This is a genomic window from Paenibacillus sp. J22R160 (genome assembly GCF_059692135.1).
Genome location: NZ_JCAUAU010000001.1, coordinates 59,525 through 74,887, shown reverse-complemented (window position 1 = coordinate 74,887; position 15,363 = coordinate 59,525). Strand labels below are relative to the sequence as shown.

The window sequence follows — 15,363 nt, the reverse complement described above, 5'->3', positions numbered from 1 at the left end:
AAGATTAGCTTAGCATATAAGTATCAAATGGAACAATGATGAGGGAGGAATATGCGTGAATAATACCGCGACTATTCACAAGATTGAAGAGGCTTTGCTAGCTTTAGGCGCTACAGATGACCTATTAACGGAGGAGGAGAAAAAGAGTCTCGATGAGAGAGGCTTCGTCTTGTTTACCGGCATGTTGAACACAGATGAGCTTGAAACGTTTCGTGCCAAGTACGAGGAGTTGATGGACAAAGAGGGGATGAACGCGGGGAAAGAGGTGCATCAGGAGGAAGGGACACGGCGGCTCTCCGACCTTGTGAATAAAGGTGAATGCTTCGATCGCGTGTATACACATCCGAAACTGCTCGCAGCCATCTACCATGTGTTGCAGCGGGAATTCATGCTATCCTCGTTGAATGCACGTGATGCTATTCCTGGCGCTGGATTGCAGGCACTGCATGCAGATTGGGGCGCACGCATAGAGCACGAGCCTTTCCACGTATGTAATTCGATCTGGCTTATTGATGACTTCACCCCAGAGAACGGAGCTACCCGAGTCGTACCCGGAACGCATAGACTGCCCGGCAATCCGCGTGAATATGACATCGATCCGCTCGCGCCTCATCCGCAAGAGGAGCTGATTGTCGCGCCGGCCGGCTCAGTCGGTGTCTTCAATTCGCACCTCTGGCATGGCGGCACGCTGAACCAAACAGCCAAGACGCGCCGAGCTCTGCATGCATATTTCTCGGCGAGAGAACACAAGCAGCAGCTCGATCAGGCCGCGTATATTCGCAAGAGCACTTATGACCGAATAAGCCCGGCCGCGCGCTATATATTGAATGTATAAGTTCATTCAACTTAAAAAGACCTAGCGGATAATCATCATCCGTTAGGTCTTTTTAACAATCTGCCGGCCTTCCCAATTACTGCCGATGTTCGATGAGGTCAATAGCCCCTAAAACGACATGAGCCAGGCCAAATCCCAGCACACCAGTTGCTGCAAGCTTATACTTGCTTCCGAGTAGTGAAGCAGCAGAAGCCGTTACGACAGTTCCAAGAACAGCAGGGATCAAACCTTCGCGCATGTGTATCACTCCCATTGGTTTATTTGGAAAGACAAAGCTTATTTTAGAACAAAAGAGCGGAAATTATCCGTCTACAAGCAAAGGCGATCCTCGGAGCTAGCCGTTCGAAAAAAACGGTTGCAAAAGCCAGAGGTTCAACTTATGATAATAAATGAATTCATGAAATTACTTACTGATTAATAAAAATATTAATTTAAGGAGCGAATTTCTGTGACCAACCGGATAACAATTAACGCCGATCGGGCGAAAGGCACGATTAATCGCAATATTTACGGACATTTTTCTGAGCATCTGGGTCGATGCATTTATGAAGGTTTATGGGTTGGCGAAGATTCAGAAATTCCGAATACGAATGGCATTCGCAATGATGTCGCCGCTGCGTTAAAAAAGATGAAAATCCCGGTATTACGCTGGCCTGGCGGCTGTTTCGCAGACGAATACCACTGGAAAGACGGTATCGGTCCGAAAGAAAACCGGAAACGAATGATTAATACCCATTGGGGCGGCGTGGTGGAAAATAACCATTTTGGGACACATGAATTTATGATGCTCTGCGAGATGTTAGAATGCGAGCCGTATATTAACGGCAATGTAGGGAGCGGAACCGTTCAGGAGATGGCCGATTGGGTCGAGTATTTGACCTTTGAGGGTGTGTCTCCAATGGCCGAAATGCGTGAGGCAAACGGTAGACCAAAGCCGTGGAAAGTGAAATACTTCGGCGTGGGGAATGAGAATTGGGGCTGTGGAGGGAACATGCGGCCTGAATATTATGCTGATCTGTACCGTCAATTCCAGACCTATGTCCGTAATTATGGCAGCAATCGTATACATAAAATTGCTTGCGGACCGAACACAGACGACTATCACTGGATGGAAACGCTAATGAAGCAGGCTCATCGTTTTATGGATTCAATTACGCTGCATTATTACACGGTACCCGGCGATTCCTGGCAGGAGAAGGGGGCAGCAACCGGATTCCCTGAAGAAATGTGGCACGTAACTTTGAAAAAAGCCTTGTTCATGGAAGAGCTGATTAGCAAGCATTCCGCTATTATGGATCAGTATGATCCAGATAAGCGAATCGGCTTGCTCGTTGATGAGTGGGGAACGTGGCACGATGTAGAGCCAGGAACGAATCCAGGCTTTCTATATCAGCAGAACACGATCCGCGATGCACTCGTCGCAGGGATTTCGCTGAACATTTTTAACGAGCATTGTGATCGCGTCCAGATGGCGAACATCGCTCAGCTGGTGAATGTGCTGCAGGCTGTTATCCTCACTGAAGGGGAGAAAATGGTGCTTACGCCAACCTATCACGTGTTCGAGATGTACAAGGTTCACCAGGATGCGCAGCTGTTGGATGTTCATCAGTCCATTATAGAGCTTGGCGAAGGGAAACAAGCCATTCCGCAAATCTCCGTCTCGGCTTCCAGAGATGAAGAGGGCCGCGTACACATCAGCCTTTGCAATCTGGATCATCAAGCTGGCGCAAACGTGGAAGTAGAGCTGCGCGGCTTAGCCAACAAGTTTGTCTCTGTGAAAGGAACTACATTGACCTCAGACACAATCGACGGCCACAACACCTTCGAAGAGACAAACAAAGTAGCGCCAGCGGAGTTCACAGCGTTCAGTTTGGCTGATCAGGTGATCCATGCGGAACTTCCTCCGATGTCCGTCACTGTAATGGAATTGACCACGGAGTAGAACGTGATGCTTGAGAATCGCCAGTGCAAAGGATGCCGCGAGGAGTTCAAGATTACGGATGCGCAAATTGACAAGATGCTGCAAGCACCCATGTTTCAGTCCGAAGACGCGTGCGTGCCTGATTCGGTGTATCACGAGCGGTTAAGCCAGTGCAGCGAGTGTCCTAAGCTCACTTTCGGGCATACATGCTCGCTATGTGGATGCATAGTGCGAATTGCCGCCAAGCTGCGGGACAAAAGCTGCCCGTATCCGGGCGCAACGGGATGGCAGCGTTATAGGGCGTAGTGGAGGTGTACTACTTCTCACGCAAAATAGGCACCTTACTTCTTGATCAACTTCAACTGGATGGCTTGCTCTTCTGTCAAAATGAATTCCTCTTTGGGCCATATTTCCTCGTTTTTATCTCTACCAAAGAGACGCAAAATCTCATTCCATACGCCTTTTTCAATGGCTTCCGCGGCTGAAATCATGATTTTCACATCAATCGCCTCCAATTGTTGTTTCTAGACTTCTATGAGCTCGTTTTGCTGGATATGCTGCTCTCCCCAAGCACACATGGCATCCAGTATAGGTTTGAATGACCAACCATACGGTGTTAATGAGTAGACAACTTTGGGCGGTACTTGCTCATAGCTCGTTCTTTTCACCATGCCATCCTGCTCAAGTTCACGCAGCTGTTGGGTAAGCATTTTCTGGGTAATATCAGGCATCAATCTTTTTAATTCGCTTGTACGTTTGTCGCCTTTATCCAAATGGCATAAAATGACGACCTTCCACTTGCCGCCAATTACATCAAGCGTAGCTTCAACGGGAACATTATAGGGCATGGTCTACCTCCGTATTAAGAATAGGAACTTTTAAGTACCTATAGTACTTTGGAGTATCTATAGAACTTCAAAGTGCGTACTTATCAAATAGTTCTTGTGATCCTATAATAACACTCAGGCATCAAAAGTAAAGTGTTGCTGCAGGTCACATTCATTCAAATAGGAGGAAATTATGAGTCAAACTATCGCACCAACTGCTTCTATACAAAAAGAAAAGCTGCATACAGGGAAGTGGGCACTCCTTGCGCTGGCCATCAGCGCATTCGGTATTGGAACGACAGAATTCGTTCCCGTTGGTCTACTGGCATCTGTCGCAGATGATTTGCATATCGGGATTACGCTTGCTGGACTTCTAATCTCCGGTTACGCCATTGGGGTTGCGCTTGGCGCTCCAATCCTTACTGCACTCACAAACCGGATGAACCGCAAGACATTGCTGATGCTTCTCATGGTCATCTTCATTGTTGGAAATGTCGCTGCCGCGCTTTCCGCATCGTTCTCATTATTGCTGGTCGCTCGCTTTATAACCGCATTCTCACATGGTGTCTTTTTCTCCATAGGCGCGACGATCGCTGTCCAGCTTGTTCCGCCGCAGAAAAAAGCCAGCGCCATTGCCTTAATGTTTACAGGATTGACGGTCGCAACGGTCACCGGAGTACCTCTTGGAACGTTTATCGGACAAACGTTAGGTTGGAGAGCAACATTTTGGGGAGTTGCTTTGCTTGGTGTTATTGCAATCATCGCGATCACAGCGTTAATTCCCAAAAATCTGCAACAGTCGGCTCCTGCTAAATTTTCGGATATGCTTCGTCTTGTTACGAACTCTCGTTTGATTCTGGGATATGCCATCACAGCGCTTGGATATGGAGGAACATTTGTTGCATTCACATATTTAACCCCAATTTTACAAGATGTAACAGGGCTTAATCAGCATGTGATCTCTATTGTTCTGCTTGTCTATGGGGTTGCAGTAGCGATCGGTAATTCAGTCGGCGGAAAATGGGCCAATCATAATCCGCTTCGCGCTTTATTCTGGATGTTTATTGTTCACGCAGCTATTCTGATCGTGCTTACTTTCATGCTGCCGTTCAAAGTGGCCGGTTTGATTGGGATCTTTCTAATGGGGCTGCTCGCGTTCATGAACGTGCCAGGTCTTCAATTAAATATCGTACAGCTCGCCGAAAAATATGTGCCATCCGCCGTAGATGTTGCTTCTGCCTTGAATATCGGGGCTTTCAACGTCGGGATTGCTTTAGGTTCATTGATTGGCGGGTTGATTGTTGACACTATCGGACTAAAGCATACACCATGGATTGGTGGTTTGATGGTCTTGGTTGCTGTGATTCTCACGGGAGTATCTGCCAAGTTGGAAAGAAGAAAAGCGCAGGGATGAATCTAATTAATCAGGGAAAAATAACCATAGAACTCACTTGTAAAGGATGAACTCTGTGGATCAAACAATGTCATTATACGAAAAAGTTGGCGGAGAGCCCGCAATCGCTAAAGTAGTCGATTATTTCTATGAACTCATTTTAGCTGACGATACGGTGAATGAGTTTTTTAAAAACACGGATATGGAGAAACAACGCAAGCATCAAACCAAATTTATCTCGTTCGCTTTAGGAGGACCGAATCAATATTCGGGTTTCTCGATGGCCAAAGCTCATAAGGGAATGAATTTACAACCGGTGCATTTTAATGCCGTTGCCAACCATCTCTCGGAGGCTCTTGCGCATTTTCAAGTGTCGAAACCAGATATAGATCTAGTGATTACGCACGTTGCTTCGCTCAAAGACGATATTCTCCATAAGTAAGCGGCCATTGCGGTAAAAAGAGAGGGGACTGTCCCGAAAGTCATTTAATGACCGAGGGAAAGCATGTATTGACCTTGTGGGAGCGCCTCTTTAGAATAACGGGATATATATACTACCACTAGATAGTTGAATATCACACTACAGGCATGAATAAATGGAATTTCTCCTGTTAATGCGGATGATTGAGATAAGAAACAGGGTTAAAGGAGAGAAGTAACGGTAATTTTTCCAGTTATTAGATTTATCTGGCGGATACATGCTTGAAATACAGGGAGTTTTTCCAGCTATTCGATTCGGTTCCATAAAAAAAGAGGCTATCCCAAGTCATCCAATGACCGAGAGAGGCCTCTTTTTTTAACCTTTTGGGATATTCCCCTGTTTTTTTCATAAGATTCGCATTATGTTACCTGTGATCTTACTTGTGAATCCAAATCAAGCCAGCAGAATTATCTTTCGCTTCGCTAATTACCCGGAATTTCAAACCGAATTTCGGAACTAAGCGGCCTGCGTCTGGAATTAGCTCATTCGAATACAACTTGGCATCCGAGAATTCCTCTACGCCTGGTAGTGGTTTGTAGTTATACTCGCCTCGCGTCTCATTATTGACGTACCACGCAGGTGTTTTATCCAGTGAAAACGCCGCATCCGCGACTTGGTAACGGGTTGTTTGAGACACCGAATCTTTTCCGTCTTTCTTGAACACCATTGCTGCAGCATGAGAATCTACAACACCGAGGAAGCCTTGACCTGGATGAACACCAACCCAGTTATCTAGATAACTGTCATCGGCATACCAAACGACGAGACCCGTGTTGTATTTGACACCGCGGCTGAACGCCAGAGCTTTATCGGCTCCTTCGTAGTTTCTCCACTCCAGATAATAGTAGTGCTTCTTGAATTCCATCCCATTGGATTGCACGAATCCGTCCAGTTTAAAAGCAGAAGCTCCTTCAGCGTCATCAGAGAACGCTACTTTTCCATCCACGGTTAGTTTGGCGTTATCCATGGCAAAACCATTTAGAGCTAGGCCGCCATCGGTCACATAGTCGAAGTTCAGCGTCACTTTTTTGCCAATGAATGGCGCTAAGTTGTAGGACTTATCCACCCAAGCCCCATTCGAGGTTTCCGCGCGTGCGTCACCGTTGGTGTCATTGTCTCCAATAACATCTAGCGTTACTTCTTGTCCATCGTAGGTAGCCGCAGTCACCGTCATATAGTCGTATTCGAATTCAACCTCATACAAGGACTTGAAATCAAATGTAGCGGTTTGCGCATGAGTCAAATCAAATTCTGGCGTAGATAGTGTCGTATGCAGATTATCGCCTTTTGTACTGTAATAGTAACGGGAGCCGAAAGCCGGTTGAATGCCTTGGACGGCCTTATCCGGCAAATTGACTTTGACGATGCCTGGATTTTTCGATTTCGTTACGCTTTGATCAATGATAGCCGCCTTGCCTAATTGGTTAATGTCAGAGGAGCTAACTTCAGTGACATTTGCCCAATTGCCGCCCATCGTTTTCTGGAAGAAATCTTTATTTTGCGGTGAAAAAGAGCTCGGTGTCGTGCCGGCAATATTCCCGTTCCAGCTGCCGCCGCTCATAATGGACCAAGAAGCAATCGGCTCGCCTTGCCCCGTGTATTGGGTGTCGTATTCATCCGGCAATCCCAAGTCGTGCCCGAATTCGTGAGCGAATACGCCGACTGCGCCATCTTCAGGCTGAATCGTATAATCGTAAGCGGCCATTTTGCCGCCCCAATAACTGACTGGGGTTGATGTTCCCGCAATCGGGTACACGCCATCCAGTGTCCAGCGGTGAGACCAAACGGCATTGTCGCCTAAGGCGCCGCCGCCAGCTTCTTGACCCGTACCCGCATGGATGACCATTAAATGGTCGACTAGCCCGTCGGGTTCATTTTGATTGCCATCGCCATCTAGGTCATACAAATCGAATTTATCATAATCGGCTAAGTTAATGCCCTTGGCAACAGCAGCATTAAGCGCATCTTTCACGAGATCGCGAGGACCAAGCGGGGCTAAGTTGTCATGACCGCCAGCGGGGTTATCATCTCCGTACTGAGCGGCACTGCCGGGAACTGTCAACCAGTCGGAAACGAAGCCATTAACCGTATAGCTGCCACCGGATTGCTCTTCGTAGTACTGCTTAAAGGTTTGAATTTTCGATCCATCGAACAATTTGAAATCTTTATCGCCAAACATGAGTTTACGATAATGCTCCGGACTGAAGTCCTTGGCGTACATGAAACCTGGTTCTTGTTTCACGTTGTTATGTTTTAAGTCCGCAAATTCTGTCAAAAGGACGAGTACTTTGTCCTCGCGAACCGGGCCGTTATAGCGATCTTGCCGTGCGGATGGGATCGGGATGCCGTTGCCGTTTCCTATTTTGAGATTATCCATGCCGTGGTTCATTTGCGATAATAACTTATCCTTTTGTTTGGCGACGAAGTCCTTCGACTTTTTGTCCATTTCATCATGCAGTTTGTTCTTCTGATCAGCTTTGGAGTTTGCTAGTTTTTTATTTTTGACAGATAAATAGCTTTTTACTGCTTTGGATATTTGTTCGGGTGTTGCGCTTTTGTTTAAAAGCCCACGGTCCATTAGCCCCTTGGCCAGGCGCTCGTCGTCCACGATCATAGCGTCAATCGGCGGTGCGTCAAGAGCCTCTAGTGCTTCCGAGTAGTCGGTTTCTGCGGCGGATGCGGTGGATGCAAAAAGTCCTACCGTCAAACTTGTTGCGAAGAACAAGTGAGTCATTTTAAAAATGGTCTTATTCAATAATCAAACCTCCTATTAGAAAATTTAATTGACCGTAGTACAGTTAAATTAAATAATAGATTCCCAAATCTAGTAAGTGCTGCTAGACCTGCACATTCTGACCTACCACTTATTCCCTATTTCGACTTTTCCTGCTTATTGGAAAGGTGAATATGTAGAATAAAAGGGGATGAAAGAGGTTAATTTATCCAAAAGGTGTATTTCAGGAGGTTGTCATTATGTCGTTCGACCTAAGTAAAGACCCATTTCCACAGTTTCCAAAATCGGTTTGGCTTAGCGAAACAGCGATGCCATCTTATCCAAAGCTAGCAAATGACATCCAAGCTGACGTGGCTGTGGTAGGAGCAGGACTAACGGGGATGACAACCGCTTAGTCAAGTGGAAGCATTCGCTCAAAAAAAATAACATTCATCCTCCCTTTGTTCGGTATAATATAGGCAGCAAGCTATTTGATTCCAATTACTGGGGGACTGATATGAACATCGCGAAGAAAGTAACGTGGTTGGAGCTTTTTTATGACTTGCTGTTTGTAGCGGCCGTTTCTAAGGCTACACATGTGCTGCTGCATGCTGACCACGGGACGATTTCACTCGAATATATCATCAAATTTATACTCATTTTTATTCCCATCTGGTGGGCATGGGTAGGGCAAACGCTGTTTAATAACCGATATGGGCAGGATGTGTTCACTCACCGCATCTACATGATCCTGCAATTGTTTTTTGTGCTTATCATGACATTTAGTTTATCTACGGATTTTGATCGGTACTACGTTCCTTTTTTCATAGGATACATAGGATCGAGGGCGTTAACAGCTATGCAATATTTGGCGATTCAAAAAGGGGAAGTATCCCACCGTGCTGCGACAGCGCGATATCTGGGAACACGGTTTTGGATCGGAATCGTGATTTCGAGCGCATCTTTATTTTTTGACTCCTGGGTCAGATATTTGATTCTTTACGCGGGAATTGCGATAGATGTTCTACTGCCGGTTATCGGCAGACGATTCTTGGTGCATACGCCGATTAATACGCATCACTTATTAGAGCGTTTTGCCTTGTTTACTCTGATTCTCTTAGGGGAATTAGTTGTGAGCACGTTAGCTGTTTTACAGAATAGCAACGGTACGTGGGCATCGATTTTGTTTGCCGCACTGAGTTTTATTCTTGTCATTGGGATTTGGTGGCAGTATTTTGAGAATATCGAGAGAAAAGTGGATAAAGCGCTGCAAACGGCTGGACAAACGATTATTTATGTACATTTATTCGTTTACTTATCTCTGAGTACAATCGCGGCATCGATTCAGTTGCTGTATTTGGATCAATTGGAGTACCACTTTATATTGGCGATGGTGTTTCTTTCCGTTCTGTTGTATTTCATCTCTACGACGATCATCTTTCATCGGTATAGGCATAAGCACCTTCAGCTGAGACCGATTCATCTGGCCGTATTTTTAGGAATTTTAGGCGTTTTTTTTGTAATAGATTTGTTTGTTGTTGTGCCCAACTATGTGATTCTTGCTGAAATGGCGCTGTTTTTTCTGGTTTATGCGAGATTAGCCACCCGTTAGTAGTCCAAGAATGTAAGTATTCAAGGGAGGTACCGATCAATGATTTCATTTCCGAAAATAACGCAAGAGAAGCTGCTGCAGCGACTAACTCATCCGGGCAAAAAAGTCCGCATGGTGCTTGATACGGATACCTATAATGAAATCGACGATCAATTCGCTGTCGTATATGCGTTGAAATCCCCTGAGCAGCTGCAAATTGAGGCTTTTTATGCGGCTCCATTTCATAATGAATTGTCAGACGGACCAGCAGATGGCATGGAGAAAAGCTATCTAGAACTGCAGAAAATTTCTGCGCTGCTGCCAGAAATGTCTGAAATCCCGATTTATCGCGGATCGACGGGATATTTATCTGGAGCGGAGTCCCCGCAAGAAAGCGAAGCGGCGAGAAACTTGGTAGAGCGGGCGATGGCCTCGCCTGAGGATGATCCGCTTTACGTGGTGGCGATTGGCGCCATTACGAACGTCGCTTCGGCGATATGGATAGAGCCTCGTATCATCGAGAAAATTGTCGTCGTCTGGTTGGGCGGACATGCTCTGCCTTGGCCTGATACCAAGGAATTCAACCTTGCGCAAGATTTGCACGCATCTCGAACCGTGCTTAATTGCGGTGTGCCGCTCGTATTAATTCCGTGCATGGGTGTCGCTTCGCACCTGCTCACAACGCTGCCGGAGGTGCGTGAGTATGTGAAAGACCAGGGAGAGATCGGTAAATATCTCTATGAAACTTACGAGAATTGTGCAAAAGACCATTTTGCCTATTCCCGTGTCATTTGGGATATAGCGACGATCGCTTACCTGATCGATGAAAGCTGGCTGCCGAATGAGCTGGTGCACAGCCCGATTCTGTCGGAGGATTTCCGTTACAGCTTCGATGCTTCGCGGCATTTTATTCGTTATGTTCACTTTGTTCGGCGTGATCGTGTGTTTAAAGATTTCTTCAGCAAGCTGGAAGGCTGAGACAAACAAGAAAATAGGGAATCCCCCATCCTTTGGATGTGGGGATTGTTTGCGTTCCTGAAGCGAGAATAGTGGTATCGGTGAATATGCAAGCGTCCCCATATCGCTCAGCAAAATGTGGTATTTAGAGGTTTGTGTCGTACAAACCCCACACTAAAACAAATGTAAGCGTTTAAAAAATGATTGACAACGTGGTATTTGCGAGTATTATATGGATATAGGCTTCAAAAAGCCACATTGTAAGCGTTTTACCTTGTGGGGTTGTTAATCCTTTGTGTGGAGTTCTACGTCCGCAGTGTGGGATTGATAGTCCCAATAGCGAGGCCTCGTAAATCAGCTATGTGGCATAGGTTGTCTAATCATTTTATAGGGGGAATGAAATGTATGAAGAGAGCAAACAAATCCTTGTTGGTTCTAATGAGTACAGCACTTACAGCTGGTATAGCGCTGACAGCGTGCAGTACTGATAAAAGCCCGAGCGCAAGTACGGGTACAACGACAGCACCTGCAGCAAGTACGGCCGTAGAGAAGCCGAAGGGTAAAGTGACACTGGATTTTTGGACTCACTGGGGTTCCACGACGCGTCGTCCAATCATCGAGAAAATTATTAGTGATTTTAATGCATCTCAAGATCGCATCACGGTTAAACATACTTTCTTACCTTATGGAGATGGTTGGACGAAAGAACTGGCTGCTATTGCTGCTGGCAATCCGCCCGATGTCATTATCCACGATATTACCCAAGTTGCGCAGCGCGCCAGCAAAAAGCAAGTAACGAACTTAACGCCTTTTTTGGCCAAGGATAATATAAAAGACCGATTCTTCCCGCACTTATACAATGCGATGACGTACAAAAATGAAGTGTATGCGCTTCCTTTTGTAACGGATACACGTGTATTGTTCTACAACAAGGCGATTTTCAAAGAAGCTGGACTAGATCCGGAGAAGCCGCCAACAACTTGGTCACAACTGGAAGAGTACGCCAAGAAGATTGATAAAATCAATAATGGAAAAATCGAACGCTTAGGCTTCCATCCCAGGTTGGCGGGCGGACAGGATATTTTCCTGAACAACGCCGATGGCGGAAGACCATGGCTGGACGATAAAGGCGTATACATCAACTCGCCGGCACGTATCGCTGCCCTTGAGTGGTATAACAGCTGGGATGCTCGTCTAGGGAAAAAAGAAGTCGATGCCTTCAAAGCAAGCTTTGGCAGTAAAACGAATGACCCGCTTATCGCTGGAAAATTAGCTATGAAAATAGATGCGGGCACATTCTGGACGCAAATCCGTGATTTTGCGGCCAAAAAAGAAGATTTCGGCATCGCACCAATGCCTGAATTCAAAGAGGGAAGCGGACACTGGAGCATTGGCGGAGGATTCACGATTGAAATTCCATTTGGCGCCAAGCACCCAGAAGAGAGCTGGGAATTCATGAAGTATATGACGGATGTGGATGCGCAGAAATATTGGGCTCAATTTAATTTTGATAACGTTTCCAATATAAAAGCTTCGAACGATCCGGAACTGATTAAGGATCCGGTGTACAAATTTACGGTAGATAACTTGAAAGATACCGTACTAGGGCCGGTTCCTGTAACAGCGCCAGACTTTTTCAATCTGCTGAACCCGCAAATCGATGAGGCTATTCTGGGCAAGCAAACACCGAAGGAAGCCTTGGATAAAGCACAGAAAGCAGTCGAGGATTTGGTGAAATCGAATACGAAATAAATAAGAGCTCATAAGGGTGGAGACATGATGGTTGACTGCTCCACCCTTTACGCATACGAAGATAATGTTTAGGAGGGACAACTGTGAATCCCCAATTGCATGAAGCGAAGGTTACCCAGCCGAAAAAGAGAAAATGGTCGCTGGATAAAAGAGAAGCATTAGAAGGTTATGGTTTCGTGGCCCCGTGGTTTTTTGGATTTCTGATTTTTACGGCAGGACCGTTGCTGTTCTCATTGTACGCCAGCTTTACGAACTATGACATCACATCCCGCATGGACTTTATTGGCTTCGACAATTATAAACGCATGTTTACGGAAGACCCTTTGTTCTGGAAATCACTCCGGAACACGTTGTACTACGTTGCGCTCGCAGTACCTTTATCGACGATAGGTTCTGTCGTTCTTGCAGTTCTATTGAATGTGAAAATTCCCGGCATGCGTTGGTTTCGGACGATTTATTACCTGCCAACTGTGTTGTCCGGTGTAGCCGTTTATATGCTCTGGATGATGCTGCTTAACCCGGATTCGGGTCTCATTAATACCGTGCTTGGTTGGATTGGCATTGAAGGACCTTCGTGGCTTACGGATCCTGCCTGGACCAAAAATGCGATTGTCATGATGAAAATGTGGGCGGTTGGCGGAGGGATGCTCTTGTTTCTGGCAGCGCTGCAAGGGGTATCCGACCATCTATATGAAGCGGCTGAAATTGACGGAGCCTCTAATCTACGTAAGCTTTGGCACATCACGGTGCCGATGATTACTCCGGTCATTTTCTTTGATGTTGTGACGAGTTTAATCAGCGGTTTTCAGATTTTCCAGGAAGGTTATGTCATGGCCGACGACCCAAGCGCGCCGGGTTCTCCAGCGAACTCGTTACTATTTTTCAACCTGCATATGTTTCTGAAAGCATTCAAAGTCTTCGATATGGGTTATGCCATGGCTATGGCCTGGTTCCTCTTCGTTATCGCCATTATCGTGACCATTATTAACATGGTGATGTCCAAATACTGGGTTCACTACGAAGGAGGAGATTCCCGATGACGGTTGCTGCAGCAGCTCCTAAGAAATCGTACTATCAAAGCCGCCGGACGAAGCAAAGGATATCCAAGTGGATCGTGACCCTTATTCTAATTGCGGGAAGTTTGTCCTTTCTGATGCCCTTCTGGTGGATGATTCAAACCTCATTGAAATCGCTGACGGAAGTCGTAACCTACCCGCCAACCTGGTTTCCGAAGAAATTTGTTTGGACGAACTATAAAGAAGCGTGGGAAGCCGGCAATTTTGCCAGATATTCGGCAAATTCACTTCTCATCGCGGTTGTTGCGGTGTTTGCGCATGTTATCTCTAACTCTTTCATTGCTTATGGCTTTGCCAAGATTCGGTTTCCGGGAAAAGGGCTGCTATTTTCAATTATTCTTGGGACGATGATCATTCCAGGCTTCGTAACGTTGATTCCGCAGTATATTTTATTTTCCAAATTACACTGGGTGGGGACTTATTTACCGCTCGTTATTCCTGGTTTCTTCGGAAGCGCGTTTCACATTTTCCTTATTCGTCAATTTTATCTGGGTATTCCCAATGATCTCGTAGAAGCAGCAAAAATCGATGGTGCCAACCATTTGTATATCTGGCGATCCATTATGCTTCCTCTGGCTAAGCCTGCGCTTGCGACGGTTGCGATCGGGACTTTCACGGGGGCTTGGAATGACTTTCTTGGACCGCTGCTTTATGTGAATGATGAGTCCAAATATACGCTTCAGCTTGGTTTGCAAGCCTTTAAGGTCAGCTCTGGCGTCAGCCAATGGCACTTATTGATGGCAGGATCTGTGATGGTGATGATTCCGGTCATCGCGATATTCTTTATTTTCCAAAGATACTTTATTGAAGGCATGAACATCAGTGCAGGAACCAAAGGGTAAAACAAATAAAAACAGAAATTAGGGAGAGATTACCATGACGACTGGATTAAGACCGAAGAATGTACTTACGTTAAAACAAGCCTTAGAAGTTGCTGAGAAAAATGGTTTCGCTATTGGCTCATTTTCACCGAGATATACGCCGATGATTACACCGGTGCTGCGAGCAGCCCAGAAGATGAAATCACCAGCTATTGTGCAAATTTCTCATAAAGAACTCGTTCGATACGGCATTACACCGAACGAGTTCGCAGATGAATTTTATAAAAAAGTAACAGATGAAGGGATTACGGTGCCTCTGGTGCTGCATTTGGATCATACGAAGGAGCTTGGGACGATTGCCGAAGCCATTGAAGCGGGCTTCACCTCGGTGATGATTGATGCTTCGGAGAAAAATTTGCAGGACAATATCGCGACTTCCAAAGAGGTAGCCGATTATGCACGCGCGAAAGGCGTCTCCGTTGAAGCAGAGCTGGGGATGATCGGTACAACGGATTTCGTAGAAACGGATAAGGACGAGGAGCTGTATACCGATCCGGTAGAAGCTAAGCGTTTCGTTCAAGAAACCGGCATTGACGCGTTGGCTGTTTCCTGCGGAACCGCACACGGTGTGTACATGGTTAGACAACCTAAAATCGATACGGAACGATTGCAAGCGATTCGCTCGCTTACACCCGTACACCTTGTCCTGCATGGTGGATCTGGTGTTCCAGCGGACATGATGGCAGGAGCGATTCGCCTCCCAGGAGGCGGAGTCAGTAAAGTGAACATTGCTACAGATCTGGAACTTGCTTTCTTGGGTGCTTTGGGGAGAGAAGAAAGACTGACGAACGAGGAATGTCAAGCACTAGCGCCTGAGGCCATGGACAAAGGAAGAAAGGCCGTCGAAGACACGGTCATGGATAAAATAAGCCATTTCTTGGGCAGCAAAGGGCAAGCTGTGCATTTTGAATAAAACTTCAAATATCTAAGAAAGGC

The 15,363-nt window shown here is 46.1% G+C and carries 16 protein-coding genes; 12 read left to right on the top strand and 4 right to left on the bottom strand.

The window, feature by feature from the left end; genetic code table 11:
- Positions 1-55 precede the first annotated feature (55 nt).
- A complete protein-coding gene (locus AC58UW_RS00330) occupies positions 56-835 on the top strand; it encodes a phytanoyl-CoA dioxygenase family protein (RefSeq protein WP_497418733.1) in 780 nt (259 codons plus the stop codon).
- 76 nt (positions 836-911) lie between these two features.
- Here AC58UW_RS00330 and AC58UW_RS00325 read toward each other — a convergent pair whose 3' ends face one another.
- Positions 912-1,073 carry an asparagine synthase gene (locus AC58UW_RS00325; RefSeq protein WP_497418732.1) on the bottom strand — a complete coding sequence of 54 codons (162 nt, stop codon included), beginning with the start codon at positions 1,071-1,073 and terminating at the stop codon, positions 912-914.
- Positions 1,074-1,283: 210 nt separating this feature from the next.
- Here AC58UW_RS00325 and AC58UW_RS00320 point away from each other — a divergent pair, with 210 nt between their 5' ends.
- On the top strand, positions 1,284-2,777 hold the full coding sequence (locus tag AC58UW_RS00320) for an alpha-N-arabinofuranosidase (RefSeq protein WP_497418731.1): 1,494 nt from the start codon (positions 1,284-1,286) through the stop codon (positions 2,775-2,777).
- Between the two features lie 6 nt (positions 2,778-2,783).
- On the top strand, positions 2,784-3,062 hold the full coding sequence (locus tag AC58UW_RS00315) for a DUF6171 family protein (protein ID WP_497418730.1): 279 nt from the start codon (positions 2,784-2,786) through the stop codon (positions 3,060-3,062).
- A gap of 35 nt (positions 3,063-3,097) precedes the next feature.
- Here the strand turns inward: AC58UW_RS00315 and AC58UW_RS00310 are convergent, their stop codons facing one another.
- Together AC58UW_RS00310 and AC58UW_RS00305 are read right to left on the bottom strand one after the other, a co-directional pair.
- Positions 3,098-3,256: a hypothetical protein gene (locus AC58UW_RS00310; RefSeq protein WP_164819394.1), complete on the bottom strand. Its 159-nt coding sequence runs from the start codon at positions 3,254-3,256 to the stop codon at positions 3,098-3,100.
- Between the two features lie 24 nt (positions 3,257-3,280).
- Complete coding sequence (locus AC58UW_RS00305; RefSeq protein WP_497418729.1) at positions 3,281-3,604, bottom strand: winged helix-turn-helix transcriptional regulator; 324 nt, start codon at positions 3,602-3,604, stop codon at positions 3,281-3,283.
- 172 nt (positions 3,605-3,776) lie between these two features.
- On the opposite strand from AC58UW_RS00305, the gene AC58UW_RS00300 reads away from it, so the two are divergent.
- The gene (locus AC58UW_RS00300) at positions 3,777-4,997 is read left to right on the top strand and encodes an MFS transporter (RefSeq protein ID WP_497418728.1); all 1,221 of its coding nucleotides are present in this window, start codon (positions 3,777-3,779) and stop codon (positions 4,995-4,997) included.
- 67 nt (positions 4,998-5,064) lie between these two features.
- On the top strand, positions 5,065-5,418 hold the full coding sequence (locus tag AC58UW_RS00295; RefSeq protein WP_497418727.1) for a group I truncated hemoglobin: 354 nt from the start codon (positions 5,065-5,067) through the stop codon (positions 5,416-5,418).
- A 415-nt stretch (positions 5,419-5,833) separates the two neighbouring features.
- Here the strand turns inward: AC58UW_RS00295 and AC58UW_RS00290 are convergent, their stop codons facing one another.
- Positions 5,834-8,212, bottom strand: coding sequence for an immune inhibitor A domain-containing protein (locus AC58UW_RS00290; RefSeq protein ID WP_497418726.1), 2,379 nt, complete (start codon positions 8,210-8,212; stop codon positions 5,834-5,836).
- 218 nt (positions 8,213-8,430) lie between these two features.
- On the opposite strand from AC58UW_RS00290, the gene AC58UW_RS00285 reads away from it, so the two are divergent.
- The 7 genes from AC58UW_RS00285 to AC58UW_RS00255 all read left to right on the top strand — a co-directional run bounded on the left by AC58UW_RS00285 (position 8,431) and on the right by AC58UW_RS00255 (position 15,340).
- Positions 8,431-8,586: a hypothetical protein gene (locus AC58UW_RS00285; protein ID WP_497418725.1), complete on the top strand. Its 156-nt coding sequence runs from the start codon at positions 8,431-8,433 to the stop codon at positions 8,584-8,586.
- Positions 8,587-8,687: 101 nt separating this feature from the next.
- On the top strand, positions 8,688-9,782 hold the full coding sequence (locus tag AC58UW_RS00280) for a low temperature requirement protein A (protein ID WP_497418724.1): 1,095 nt from the start codon (positions 8,688-8,690) through the stop codon (positions 9,780-9,782).
- A 39-nt stretch (positions 9,783-9,821) separates the two neighbouring features.
- Entirely contained in the window at positions 9,822-10,739 is a 918-nt protein-coding gene (locus AC58UW_RS00275; RefSeq protein WP_497418723.1) for a nucleoside hydrolase, read from the top strand.
- Between the two features lie 384 nt (positions 10,740-11,123).
- Entirely contained in the window at positions 11,124-12,470 is a 1,347-nt protein-coding gene (locus AC58UW_RS00270; RefSeq protein WP_497418722.1) for an ABC transporter substrate-binding protein, read from the top strand.
- An 83-nt stretch (positions 12,471-12,553) separates the two neighbouring features.
- Positions 12,554-13,510 (top strand): carbohydrate ABC transporter permease, encoded by a 957-nt coding sequence (locus AC58UW_RS00265; RefSeq protein WP_497418721.1) that lies wholly within the window; start codon positions 12,554-12,556, stop codon positions 13,508-13,510.
- On the top strand, positions 13,507-14,388 hold the full coding sequence (locus tag AC58UW_RS00260) for a carbohydrate ABC transporter permease (protein ID WP_497418720.1): 882 nt from the start codon (positions 13,507-13,509) through the stop codon (positions 14,386-14,388). Before AC58UW_RS00265 ends, AC58UW_RS00260 begins: the two co-directional genes overlap by 4 nt.
- Before the next feature lie 34 nt (positions 14,389-14,422).
- Positions 14,423-15,340 (top strand): class II fructose-bisphosphate aldolase, encoded by a 918-nt coding sequence (locus tag AC58UW_RS00255; RefSeq protein ID WP_497418719.1) that lies wholly within the window; start codon positions 14,423-14,425, stop codon positions 15,338-15,340.
- Positions 15,341-15,363 lie beyond the last annotated feature (23 nt).

Excerpts from the sequence above, each read along its gene's own strand:
- AC58UW_RS00325 (WP_497418732.1), bottom strand. The coding sequence starts at position 1,073 with ATGCGCGAAGGTTTGATCCCTGCTGTTCTTGGAACTGTCGTAACGGCT.
- AC58UW_RS00315 (WP_497418730.1), top strand. The coding sequence starts at position 2,784 with ATGCTTGAGAATCGCCAGTGCAAAGGATGCCGCGAGGAGTTCAAGATT.
- AC58UW_RS00305 (WP_497418729.1), bottom strand. The coding sequence starts at position 3,604 with ATGCCCTATAATGTTCCCGTTGAAGCTACGCTTGATGTAATTGGCGGC.
- AC58UW_RS00300 (WP_497418728.1), top strand. The coding sequence starts at position 3,777 with ATGAGTCAAACTATCGCACCAACTGCTTCTATACAAAAAGAAAAGCTG.
- AC58UW_RS00295 (WP_497418727.1), top strand. The coding sequence starts at position 5,065 with ATGTCATTATACGAAAAAGTTGGCGGAGAGCCCGCAATCGCTAAAGTA.
- AC58UW_RS00285 (WP_497418725.1), top strand. The coding sequence starts at position 8,431 with ATGTCGTTCGACCTAAGTAAAGACCCATTTCCACAGTTTCCAAAATCG.
- AC58UW_RS00280 (WP_497418724.1), top strand. The coding sequence starts at position 8,688 with ATGAACATCGCGAAGAAAGTAACGTGGTTGGAGCTTTTTTATGACTTG.
- AC58UW_RS00275 (WP_497418723.1), top strand. The coding sequence starts at position 9,822 with ATGATTTCATTTCCGAAAATAACGCAAGAGAAGCTGCTGCAGCGACTA.
- AC58UW_RS00270 (WP_497418722.1), top strand. The coding sequence starts at position 11,124 with ATGAAGAGAGCAAACAAATCCTTGTTGGTTCTAATGAGTACAGCACTT.
- AC58UW_RS00260 (WP_497418720.1), top strand. The coding sequence starts at position 13,507 with ATGACGGTTGCTGCAGCAGCTCCTAAGAAATCGTACTATCAAAGCCGC.
- AC58UW_RS00255 (WP_497418719.1), top strand. The coding sequence starts at position 14,423 with ATGACGACTGGATTAAGACCGAAGAATGTACTTACGTTAAAACAAGCC.